The organism is Tumidithrix elongata BACA0141 (genome assembly GCF_036349135.1).
Classification (GTDB): domain Bacteria; phylum Cyanobacteriota; class Cyanobacteriia; order Pseudanabaenales; family Pseudanabaenaceae; genus Tumidithrix; species Tumidithrix elongata.
The window spans coordinates 1-11,289 of the sequence record NZ_JAZBJZ010000146.1 but is presented as its reverse complement, the minus strand read 5'-3'; the positions used below and the strand labels follow the sequence as shown (position 1 = coordinate 11,289).

The 11,289-nt window shown below is 46.0% G+C and carries 9 protein-coding genes; 3 read left to right on the top strand and 6 right to left on the bottom strand.

Annotated elements, in window-relative coordinates:
- Nucleotides 1–67: 67 nt before the first annotated feature.
- From V2H45_RS22990 to V2H45_RS22980, 3 genes are all read right to left on the bottom strand, one after another.
- On the bottom strand, nucleotides 68–1,156 hold the full coding sequence (locus tag V2H45_RS22990) for a hypothetical protein (RefSeq protein WP_330486026.1): 1,089 nt from the start codon (nucleotides 1,154–1,156) through the stop codon (nucleotides 68–70).
- 186 nt (nucleotides 1,157–1,342) lie between these two features.
- On the bottom strand, nucleotides 1,343–3,304 hold the full coding sequence (locus V2H45_RS22985) for a cation transporting ATPase C-terminal domain-containing protein (protein ID WP_330486025.1): 1,962 nt from the start codon (nucleotides 3,302–3,304) through the stop codon (nucleotides 1,343–1,345).
- 40 nt (nucleotides 3,305–3,344) lie between these two features.
- Nucleotides 3,345–4,082: a phosphoadenylyl-sulfate reductase gene (locus V2H45_RS22980; RefSeq protein ID WP_330486024.1), complete on the bottom strand. Its 738-nt coding sequence runs from the start codon at nucleotides 4,080–4,082 to the stop codon at nucleotides 3,345–3,347.
- Between the two features lie 108 nt (nucleotides 4,083–4,190).
- On the opposite strand from V2H45_RS22980, the gene V2H45_RS22975 reads away from it, so the two are divergent.
- The 3 genes from V2H45_RS22975 (at nucleotide 4,191) to bcp (ending at nucleotide 6,001) form a co-directional block, all read left to right on the top strand.
- Nucleotides 4,191–4,811, top strand: coding sequence for a chromophore lyase CpcT/CpeT (locus V2H45_RS22975; protein WP_330486023.1), 621 nt, complete (start codon nucleotides 4,191–4,193; stop codon nucleotides 4,809–4,811).
- An 85-nt stretch (nucleotides 4,812–4,896) separates the two neighbouring features.
- Nucleotides 4,897–5,484, top strand: a complete 588-nt coding sequence (locus tag V2H45_RS22970) for a hypothetical protein (protein WP_330486022.1) — start codon at nucleotides 4,897–4,899, stop codon at nucleotides 5,482–5,484.
- A gap of 49 nt (nucleotides 5,485–5,533) precedes the next feature.
- A complete protein-coding gene (bcp, locus tag V2H45_RS22965) occupies nucleotides 5,534–6,001 on the top strand; it encodes a thioredoxin-dependent thiol peroxidase (protein WP_330486021.1) in 468 nt (155 codons plus the stop codon).
- 159 nt (nucleotides 6,002–6,160) lie between these two features.
- Here the strand turns inward: bcp and V2H45_RS22960 are convergent, their stop codons facing one another.
- The 3 genes from V2H45_RS22960 to V2H45_RS22950 form a co-directional block, all read right to left on the bottom strand.
- On the bottom strand, nucleotides 6,161–8,404 hold the full coding sequence (locus tag V2H45_RS22960) for an amylo-alpha-1,6-glucosidase (protein WP_330486020.1): 2,244 nt from the start codon (nucleotides 8,402–8,404) through the stop codon (nucleotides 6,161–6,163).
- A 25-nt stretch (nucleotides 8,405–8,429) separates the two neighbouring features.
- Nucleotides 8,430–9,767, bottom strand: a complete 1,338-nt coding sequence (locus V2H45_RS22955) for a glycosyltransferase (protein WP_330486019.1) — start codon at nucleotides 9,765–9,767, stop codon at nucleotides 8,430–8,432.
- 170 nt (nucleotides 9,768–9,937) lie between these two features.
- Nucleotides 9,938–11,008, bottom strand: coding sequence for a glycosyltransferase family 4 protein (locus tag V2H45_RS22950; protein ID WP_330486018.1), 1,071 nt, complete (start codon nucleotides 11,006–11,008; stop codon nucleotides 9,938–9,940).
- Nucleotides 11,009–11,289: the final 281 nt, after the last annotated feature.

The following is an 11,289-nucleotide window of genomic DNA, read 5'->3' as shown; positions in this document are numbered from 1 at the left end:
TTTTCCTCAAATCCCTTCCTACTCTTGTTTGTATTTTTAGAGATGCCCTTTAGTTATGATTTTAGCTTCAAATCCTTCGGTAGTTCGAGTCATTAATAAGTTGAAAGAAGAAAACGGGATCGAGACATCTACTATCTTTACAATCTCCAATCCATCTAAATTCTATAACCTTTGCTTGGCTGCCGTTAATTTGGTATTTAGTAAGCTCTCCAGAAGTCCTAACCCTGACATATATGCTAAGAACACCTAGATCGGAATCGTAATTAGGACGACCATTCACTTGATATTCTGGAATAATCCTTTGGAATGCTTCAAGTGGAGGCAGAGGCAATAGCAATGGAGTAGCTTCAACTGTATCTTCCTTCAGAGTAGCTAGCCAGTAAATATATTCAGGATTTTTTGTGTTCGAGCTATAGTACTGTGCAACTAGATATTCCTGAGGATTTATCGGAAATATCTTTGAATATTTGTCTGCTTCGAATCCTTTTGGATCGAATTTCCTACACCGATCGGATAACTGCTTGCCTTTCTCATTTAAATCTTGCAATATTCTTTGACTGAGTTCTTTGGGAATAACCTCGTCTTTTTTAGCCATAAATTGATCGTTCTTTAGAAAACGTATGATTTTTTCAGATGAAAAAATTGGCTCAAGAAGCTGACTTCGGATACTTAATGTAAGTTTGGGATCGGCAGAGTTATCAATTAAAAAAGTATTTGAAGGAATATTTAGCTTAAAAGTATGGTCTCTTACAATGCCGACAAAAGAGTCTTTATTCCAACTTATAAGCGCCTTGCCTTCAAGTTGAACCTTCTTTGATTCTCTTGCTTTAACCCTAAAGAGTTCTGGTTGTCTAACATCGCGCTTATTCCCACAAATATAAGCTAAGTAGCTTTTTGTCTCTGCATAGACAAGGGTTTCACCAACATCATCACAGGTTTTATCATCCTTCAGTTCACTGATATCTCCCACTTTCAGCGCAAGCTTTTGACTGTCAGTCGCAACCTCTGTACTCTGAGTTGTTGTAGTCGCTTTCGCTTGAGTCGTTGCAACCAAAGGTGATATTTGAGCAGTTACTGCAACAGTTGGGCTTGTACTACATCCAGCAAAGAGCATACCCATGCTTCCTAAAAGCAATACCAAACTAAGTCGCTTCATACTCTGCATGAGATTGTTTTACCCCACTATTCTCTCGTTGAGCCTGTGGCATAGCAACATAACTGGTAAAATCACGATATCTCAGAAGTAAAAAGTGAGTGTGGGGCAAGTTGTGAAAGCGGTGACAACACCCTCAGGATTTCATGGATTGGTCAAATAATTTAGGTTATGAGGATTAGCCTTACTCTAATGTCCCTTAACCAGTTCCTGTAGCCAAAATACGGCCGTTGCAGCAAGGGAGGCGATCGCCCATTCAATCAAGCTGAGGGGCACGGTTCCCATAAACTCGCCCATGACCACGACCTGCACGAAGATGACCTGCAAAGTTGCGATCAGAATAACGGCGATCGCTAGAGGAATATTTTGAAATAGGCTATGCCGCGCGATCGCACAGGCATGGAGGGCTTGACTAAACACCAAAGTGACAAATGCCATCGTGCGCGCCTGTACGAGTAAAGCAGGGTCGCCTTGGTATTTCAGCCAAAATACGAGATTTACTGCCACCGTCATTGTCAAGACCGCTAACAACAGGCGTAGATAATTGCCCCGTCGCAACATGGTCTGAAACCGATAGGCAGGTTGCTGGATCAACTCCACAGCAGTTGTCTCAATCAGTAAGGGAATCGCTACCAAAGGTGTAGCGATCGCGCCCACCCAAAGCATTTGCAAGGGCGAAATCCCAAATCCTACAACGGCATCCCCAAGCGCCAGAAGGACAAGGGTAAAAGCAGAGGCAGCGAGGAGCAAAACAAAACGCTGGAGGCGATCGAATACGGCGCGACCTTCGAGAATGGCGACGGGAATATACCGAAAATCTTCCCTTGGCAAAATTAAACCCGAACTATCTTGAATCTCGCGTTTGCAGGTGCGATCGCAGATCCCCACATCCGCTTGCCGCAAGAGGGCAATATCCTCAATATCCTTGCCGACCACTGCGACTGCCTTGAGATCCCCTTTGCGATCGCCTTGCCAAGTCCGCAATCGTTCCTGTGGGGCATCAAAATAGCTAAATACCTCAATCCCCAAAACAGTTCCTAAGGCTTGGGCGTCGGATTCTGAGGCACGAATTAAGCCACACCAGCGAATCCCTGCCTGACTGAGATTATCGATCGCGAGGGTAATGTCTGATTCCAAAATTAAGGCGATCGTATTTAGCCGAGACAGCGCATCGATCGCTGAGGGAAATCGCACCCACAATCGTTTTTTCGCCAATGTCCCCATGCCAATCAGTTGGACTTGGGTGGCTAACCGTAGCAAATTTTGTGGATAGGTACTCAAGAGTACCGCTACTACCGCAGTGGTTGCTACATCTGCCCCACGCTGCCAATTGAGCAACGCGATCGCGATCGCCACCAGCCCCACGATCGCAACCCATACCCGCCGCAGGGTTCTCAACTGCGTATGTAATGCCGAAAAGGGCTGCTCGCGAACGACCAAATGCGACTGCCAGTAGGCAGTATGCCCCGTGGCGATCGCAATGCCCTTCCCTTTGCCTGCGGTAATTTCCGTACCCGCATAGATCACATTGGTGCGTTCTAAGACCGCCGTATCGAGGGCTAAGGACTCCGTTGCCTGTTTGGGCGCGATCGCTTCTCCACCCAGACTGGTTTGGTTGGTCTGTAAATCTTCAGAAGCCTCGATCAGTCGAATATCAACGGACGGGCGATCGCCTGTCTGTAGGATCAACAGATCGCCAATCACGAGATCGCGGGCAGGGATGTCTAAGGCTTCACCATCTCTTTGCACGAGTACAGAGGCAGCAGGAAGGCTCTGACGGCGCTGGGTTCTACCAAGGGTAGCGACTTCTCTCGTTTTGAGCGACCAGAACGTGAGGGCAAGACCGATTGCCCCATGGATCGTACCAATGACGGCGATCGCAATGCCTTCGGCAACCAAGCGCAGCCCAAACCCAAAAAATGCGGCGGTTGCCAGCAAGATGTAGGTAAAGGGATTAATCAGGGGCTGCCATAGCGTTTTCAGCGATCGCGGCTTTTGCGGGAGCTTATTTGCCCCATACTGGCGCAGTCGTTGCCTTGCCGCCACATACGAAAGTCCCTCAGCCGAGGACTGTACCTGCGCTAGTACCTGATCGCGATCCCAATAGTGCCAAGGCAGCTCGGAATTAGGCAAAAAGCTGGGTTTAGACATTTCGCTTAAACATTTCGCAAGGTTCGATAGAACGAAAGGATCAGGCTTTAGAGCGGACTAATTCACCCTGTTCGTTGACATGCAAGCCACATTCTTGGTTGCTTTGTTCCCACCACCAGCGACCAGCTCTGAGGTCTTCGCCCGGAGCGATCGCTCTCGTGCAGGGGGCACAACCAATACTGGGGTAATTTTTATCGTGCAAGGCGTTATAGGGTACACCGTTCTGATGAATGTATTCCCAAACTTGGTCGTTTGTCCAATCAATTAGAGGATTAATCTTAGAAATACTGCGCTCTGCATCTAGCTCAATCACCCGCATATCAGCGCGGTTAGTCGTTTGATCGCGTCTGAGCCCCGTAATCCAAGACTTTAAGCCAGCCAAGGCACGGTTAAGCGGCTCGACTTTGCGAATATAGCAGCATTGCTTACGATTTTCGACACTGTCATAAAATAAATTGATGCCCTTGTCTTGCACCATTTGCTGCACGGTATCGGTTTGGGGAAACATTACCTGGATTTGCAGTTGCGGATATTTTTGCCGAATCGCTGCCAGCACATCATAGGTTTCGTAGGGCAAACGACCTGTATCTAGGGTAAATACACAGGCATCAGGACGAATTTTTGCCATCATATCAATCAGCACCACATCCTCTGCTCCGAAACTAGAGGCAAGTGCTACGTGAGGATGGAGTTGCTCTAGTGTCCAAGTCAGTACTTCTTGGGGAGACTTGCCTTGTAGTTGTGTCAGAGCGATATCGATGTCGGCTTTTGTTGTCATTGCGAGTAAATCAAAATCTAGCAGGCTCGATCTTACCAAGAAAAGTTAGCTGTGGGGCAATTCATCCACTACGCTAGAAATTCCTGCTGACTTTATCCCAATTTCCCTATGACGATTTCGGCTGAACTTCTAACTCTGACAACATGGATGGCGGGAGAATTTAGCAATCAAGCCCAAGCGATCGCTGAGCCCATTTGGTATGTCAACCTGCGATGGTGGCAGCGACCCATTCCCTTTACCGTATTCAAGGGGCTGGCTCTATTTGCCGAACAAGCAAATGTGCTGAATCTCGATCGCCCCTATCGCCAGCGGATTTTGCAGTTTCAAGAGGAAAATGGCAAGATTTGGGTAAATTACTATGCTTTGCGCGATCCGAGTGCTTGGCAATGTGCAGGGGCAGATGCTCGGCGGTTAGCGCAGCTAACCTTTGCAGATTTAGAACCGCTATCGGGTTGCCGCTTACAGGTTATCCATTCTGGATCGGCGAATTCTGTACAAGATCCTGAAAAATACAAAGCAGATTTAATCCCAGACACCAAATGTTGCTTTACTTACATGGGCGAAATTAAGCAGGTGATCTTGGGCTTTGAGGTGACTGCATCGAGTTTCTGGAGTTACGATCGAGGGGTTAAACCTGAGACGGGAGAAGCCATTTGGGGTGCGATTATGGGGCCATACCAATTTGTCAAACAGCAAGATTTCTCCTCAGAGTTTGCGATCGCCCCCTAAACACGTTATTGGGAATTGGTAAAAAAAGTGGTTGATTTTACCGATTGGGGTAAGGGCGATCGCGGGGCACTCCTGTTAGCATAGGGTGACTGCCTTCCCTTGTTTAGATATTCCCTCTAGCAATCCCGAGATCGCCATGCAAAATAGTGCAGCCAATACCTTGGCAGTTTCTCTCTGTCCTGAAGAAGCGGTTTGTTATCTCGCCAGAATTTACACCACGATCGTACTGTTCGATCCGCCAGCGATCGTGCGCGACTATCAAGGACGAATCTTGATTCATTCCCTAGGATTTCCAGATGAGCCAGAGGTAGCACACCTGTGCCAACGGATTATGGGGGAGTTTGGATTTAGCGAGCAGAGTTTCCCTGCCTATGCTTTGCAAGGGTTAGCAACAGTTACAGAGGTTTTTCAGTATAACGCCACGAGTTTTACGGCTGACTGGGAAGAGCATGGGTACAAGGAAAGTTACTATTCCCATCAAGTGGAAGCAGATGCTAAGGGGCGCGAGATCTGGGGCGTTCGTCTTGACGCTACATATTTCCTGTCAGAACCTGTCTATGACGTGATTCCACCGATGCATGTTGAAAGCAATAGTTTTTGGTTCCCTCAAAACACTTCGCAGTTGGAATCTTTTCAGCTAGCCCTGCAAAGGGATGTTACGCTTACAAGGTGATTTCAACGCAAATTTTCAAGTATCCCGTTACACGAACTTCTAGAATCCTATGACACTTTCGATTGGCGATCGCGCTCCTGAGTTTAGTCTGCTCGATACTGACGGAAATCTAGTAACCCTATCAGATCTACGCGGACAGAGAGTGGTGCTTTATTTTTATCCCCGCGACAATACACCTGGTTGCACGAAAGAAGCCTGTGCTTTTCGCGACAACTATGCGGAGTTCCGATCGCAGAAAGTTGTAATTTTGGGTGTGAGTGCAGATGATGCCAAGTCCCATGCCAAATTCACGGCAAAGTTTCAGCTTCCATTCCCATTGCTGTGTGATGTCGATGCGAAGGTTGCTACGGAATATGAGAGCTATGGCAAAAAGAAGTTTATGGGCAAGGAATATATGGGCATGTTCCGCAATACATTTGTCATTGATGCTGATGGCAAGATTGAAAAAATCTATCGCAATGTTAAAGCTGAAGTCCACCCTGCCCAAGTTCTCGCAGATTTAGTCAGCACTGACTGAGCGCACTTTTTCCTACAGCAAATTAGCTGCCAAATATCCCATATAGAAATCTAAAACCCAATATGGGGCTAAGCCTTGCGACCCAAGCCCTATGCCCTATGACCCAAACCCTTTGGCAAATGTGATTTTGCTCAAAAACGACTGTAAGCACATCTCTTTCTAAGCCTCAATGATGACGCGGAGATTGCCGCGTTTTTTACTGACTCGACAGGTTGTCGTATCACTTGTGCGCACCCCAGAGCGTTCAAACTCTAGATCTACCAATGTCTTCCCAATGCGTAGATTTTGAATCGAGAGATGCTCGATCGACTTTGGTAAGGCAGGGTCGAGGATATGAAGCTGATTGGTAGGGGCACTGGGCACAAGATTGGTCATCATAGAGATTAACTGGAAGATCGTTCCAGTTGCCCAAGCTTGGGGCGAGCAAGCTACAGGATACTGCACGGGCGAACTAAATCCATCATGTTCGTAGCCACAAAATAGTTCGGGAGGGCGTTGATAGGGTTGCGCTAAAGTCATATTGATCAGTCCTTGTGCCAAATCTAAGGACTGATCGACCAGATTGAGCGATCGCAGACCTAAAGCAATCAGACTATTATCATGAGGCCAAACCGTACCAATGTGATAACCCAAGGGATTATAGGCTGGGGAAAGACTACTGAGCGTGCGAATTCCCCAACCGTTGTGCATATCGGGTGCTTTGAGACGAGTTGCTACACTTAAAGCTTTTTCTAGATCGAAAATGCCCAGATTTAGGCATTGTCCGGGATTAGAAGTGATGCTATCGACAGGCTTACCATTACCATCTAGGGCGAGGGCGCAGTAATCTTGATCTGCCAGCCAAAAGTCTTGATTAAATCGAGTTTTTAGGTCTTTCGCTTGCGATCGCCACAGGTCGGCTAGGTCGGGCATGTTCTTTCTGTCTGCCAATTCGCTCATGCGTACTTTGGCTGCATAGACATAACCCTGAACTTCCGAAAGAGCGATCGCCCCTTGCGCGAGTTCTCCATGACGATTGACAATGCAATTTTCCGAATCTTTCCAGCCTTGATTGACCAATCCCTTTTTAGAACGGCGATTGTAGGTAAGATAACCCGTCTCTTTGCAACTGCGATCGATCCATTCCATTGCCGCGATCGCATGGAACCAAAGCTTATCAAGTAGCTCTACATCTGCTGTCCAAGCAAAATACTCGGCATAGAGCATCAACCATAATGGCGTCGCGTCAACCGTACCATAGTAAGGCGTGTGGGGAACTTCGTGGCAACGTGCCATCTCTCCTAAGCGAATCTCATGTAGGATTTTCCCTGGTTCCTCGTCCCGCCAGTCGTCTTCGATTTTGCCTTGATATTGGGCAAGGATTGATAGGGTTTCACGGGCGATCGTTGGGTCTAAAATTAAGGTTTGGGAAGCAGCAATAATTGAATCTCTTCCAAATAAAGTTGAGAACCAAGGGACACCTGCGGAGAGAAATTTATTGCCTTCAAAGGTTTGTCTTAATAAATAAATATCCTGTACCGCGCGATCGATCACCTGATTGAGAGCAGCATCATCTGTCTGAATTTTGGTGATTTGATCCGTCCAAGTTTTTTCTTCTAGTAACTCTTCTGCTTTTGCCTGAGAGAAGGTAATAGGTACGCTCACCATAGAGGTGGGGCGATTATTCGTAAACAGATGAATGCGATATCCTAACGTTACTGACTCGTGAATACCGAGTTCCAGTTGCCAAATTGCCGTATATCCTTCAATTCTATGGGGCTGAAGCGAACTAAACTGAATTCGAGACTCCATCAAGACGCCATCTAATCCCTGATAGGCAAGTATGATTTCTTTCTCTTTAGTATCCTTTTCTAGATTTGGAATGTATCTGAGTAAATTTCCTCTTTTTGTCCTCTTAACACCTCTGACTTCAAACAAATCTAAAAAATCTGCATCTAAGCTAAGACTGAGAGAAAAACTAATTGGTTTCGTGTTGTAGTTGACAACTTGCATTTCTTCAAACAAACCACCTTTAATCACAATTTCGCGGTGGATTCCAATCGTTTCAGTCTTAATCCCATGCTCAAGCTCACCAATTTGGTGATTAGAGCACAATACTGACATGGCAAAGCCTTTACGCGCGGTGCTACTAAATGAAATAGGCGATCGCCCGTCAATTTGCAGTTCCAATCTACTCAGAAATCTGGTATCGCGACAAAATAACCCCATACTACTCTCGATACCTTCGGAGCGACATTCCATATCAGAAATGTTGCCCAGTGTATCGGTAACGAGAAATAGCTCATTATCTTTTAGCGTAAGCGTGGAAACAGGTCGTTCGCCAATTACACAAGACCAAGGAGCGATCGGCATTTCACTGACGGGGGCAAAACATCTCCCATCAATTTCAATTATGTTTGTCATGATTATTCAGTTTTACTAATTCGTCTTATTTAGATACGCTCAGGAAAGACTTTTTAGAGAATGAAGAGTTTAGAACGTTCTTCAAATCAGGCTTTCTGAGATTTCTCGGTTGTTCGTGCATAATGGATTGAGCCAGTACATGACGATAGAGCTCGCTGAGTTGAATCGCCACACCTCCCCAAGTGAATCGCTGAATCACATTTGCCGATGCTTGCTTCCGCATCTTCCTTGCCCATAATTCATCAAACAGGATGCGATGGATGCCATGGGCAAAAGCGTTTATATCTTGGGGAGGAACCAACAACCCAGTTTCTTCAGGAATAATTGTGAATTTTAAACCACCCACATCCGAGGCAACCACTGGCGTGCCACATGCCATTGCCTCGATCGCAACTAGACCAAACGGTTCGTAATGACTGGGAATCACGCAGACATCGGCGGCGGTGTAATAAAGAGGTAAAACATCATGCCCAATCTGACCTGCAAACATAACCTCTGATTTCAGTCCCAGCTCGCATACAATTTTTTCAATCCTGTTCCTCTCTTCGCCATCGGGCATGTGGGGCGAACTGCCGCCCACAATCATTAATTTAAGATTGTTTACACCCTTTTCCTTCAATAAAGCACAGGCGCGCACGAGGGTTTCAATACCTTTGCGCGGATCGAATCTACCCACATATAAAACAATTTGTTCGTGAAGATTTAGTTGCAGTTGCCTGCGGGCATCCAGTTTAGACATCAAGCGAAAGTTACTCGTGTCAGTACCACAGGGAATCATTTCAATTTTTCCATGGGTTGAAACCTGCGATCGCAAAGTATTTTCTTCTTGAGGGCTGGTAGCAATCACACAATTCGCTTTTTCTAAAATTTCGCGCTCAACTTTGAGACGGGTATCGGCACTTTGAGGGCGATTTTGAACCGATTGATACTTCACCGCTCCTAGAGAATGGTAAGTATGTAACAGTTGAATAGCACTGGTTTTCTGGAGTTCTAAACCCACCCAAGCAGAAAGCCAATAGTTTGTGTGAATTAAGGGATAGTTTAAACCATGAGTCCTTTGAAATGCTTGGAACGATTGTACAAACTCAGGCATATGGTCAAATAACTTATCTCTGGGAATATAGGATTCTGCTCCTGCCCTGAGCCTGATTGTCCGACAATGGGGTGAATGTTGAACGATATCCGCATCATCTGAATGCACTTTGCGCGTAAACATATCCACTTGCCAGCCCAGAGTCGCGAGGTTCTCGCCCACATGACGCACATAGACATTCTGTCCACCTGCCTCCTCTCCACCAACTGCTGCCGCAGGATCCGCATGATCTGAAATCAGGGCGATCGCCTGTCTATTCAAGCTCTGCATAATATTTGTCTCCTATCTTTTTCAAGTTTTAGCTCATATTCCTTCTTATCCCCTCTAGGACTTACATGGGTGTCTTTGCAATTCATATAAATTGAGGGGTGTGGAGCCGAAGCCCTTCTTCGAGTTTTCTCCTCTCTCCCCTAAAGGAGAGAGGCTGGGTGTAAAGAGAACTATCTCAGTACTAAAGCCCTAGCATGACCGTTCTGCAAATATTTTTCTGCCAAGATCTTTTGATAGACAGATTCGTATCCATCTGCCATGCGCTTAGCAGTGAAATTGATTAAGACATGGTCGCGACAGGCACGCCGATCTAATTGGGCTGTTAACGCGATCGCGTCAATGCATTCCTCTACATTTTGGCAGAGAAATCCAGTGCGACCCTGGGCGATAACTTCTGGAGCCGAGCCTAAACTCATGGCAATCACGGGAGTTCCAGTTACCATTGATTCGATCATTACCAATCCAAAGGGTTCTTGCCATGTAATTGGGAAGAGCGTTGCCACAGCTCCACCCATGAGAGTGCTCTTTTGCTGATGATTTGCTTCACCTAGAAATTCAATTTGGGTTCCATCAATATGGGGCTTAATTTCCTGCTCGAAATAAGCTAAATCGACAGCATCTACTTTCCCTGCCATCTTGAGATGCCATCCAGTCTTCTTGGCAATTTCTACGGCTAAATGCGCTCCTTTTTCAGGAGACATGCGACCTAAAAAAGCAAGATAGGGTGAACTATCTGGCTGAGGATGAAACTCATAGGTATCTGGATTGATGCCGTTATAGACAGTGGCTACATAATTTAAGCCCAGTCTTCGATCTCTTTGAGAGTTAGAAATACTGATAAACGGATGATTGCGAACGTGGGAAAACATTTTCTCATTATCAGAGGTAAAAACACCATGCAGGGTATGGACTGTAGGCGTTTTAACTAGGTTGGAGTAGGGCATGGCTACACAACCGACGTGGGAATGAATGATATCGAATTCATCGGCTTTTTCATAGACTCGGCTCATGTTGAGCATGTCATAGATACCATAGTCTTTGACGCTAGTATCTAGCCTTAGAGCTTTGGGATGAACGGATTCTAATTTGGCGTGAGTTGTAGAATCTCCTGAAGCGAATAGCGTGACATCATGGCCCCGACGCACCAATTCTTCTGTGAGTAGACTCACTACCAGTTCAGTGCCTCCATAGGCGGGTGGAGGAACCTGTTCCCATAAAGGGGCAACTTGGGCAATTCTCATGATTAATCTCCTGCTGCTAACTTTTCGTGCAGCCGATTAAGAGTAGCTGTAGCGTAAGTGTCTGCGATCTGAATAATTTGACTGTAGCAGGGGGATGTTTGAAATGATGTATATGCGAATGTATGAGAACCTATATCTTTTGAAGGATAAATCACTCCATATATTCAGCGAAGAATTTTCCCAGAAAGGCTTTGAGATATCATAAATTTAAGCCTTCTATGAGATTTATATTAGAGTTGTTGGGAAATAAAAACAAGTTGTGGACAGGGTTTTCCTCTTCC

Coding starts and splice junctions, on each gene's coding strand:
- V2H45_RS22950 (WP_330486018.1), bottom strand. CDS start 11,008: ATGAGAATTGCCCAAGTTGCCCCTTTATGGGAACAGGTTCCTCCACCC.
- V2H45_RS22955 (WP_330486019.1), bottom strand. CDS start 9,767: ATGCAGAGCTTGAATAGACAGGCGATCGCCCTGATTTCAGATCATGCG.
- V2H45_RS22960 (WP_330486020.1), bottom strand. CDS start 8,404: ATGACAAACATAATTGAAATTGATGGGAGATGTTTTGCCCCCGTCAGT.
- V2H45_RS22975 (WP_330486023.1), top strand. CDS start 4,191: ATGACGATTTCGGCTGAACTTCTAACTCTGACAACATGGATGGCGGGA.
- bcp (WP_330486021.1), top strand. CDS start 5,534: ATGACACTTTCGATTGGCGATCGCGCTCCTGAGTTTAGTCTGCTCGAT.
- V2H45_RS22980 (WP_330486024.1), bottom strand. CDS start 4,082: ATGACAACAAAAGCCGACATCGATATCGCTCTGACACAACTACAAGGC.
- V2H45_RS22990 (WP_330486026.1), bottom strand. CDS start 1,156: ATGAAGCGACTTAGTTTGGTATTGCTTTTAGGAAGCATGGGTATGCTC.
- V2H45_RS22985 (WP_330486025.1), bottom strand. CDS start 3,304: ATGTCTAAACCCAGCTTTTTGCCTAATTCCGAGCTGCCTTGGCACTAT.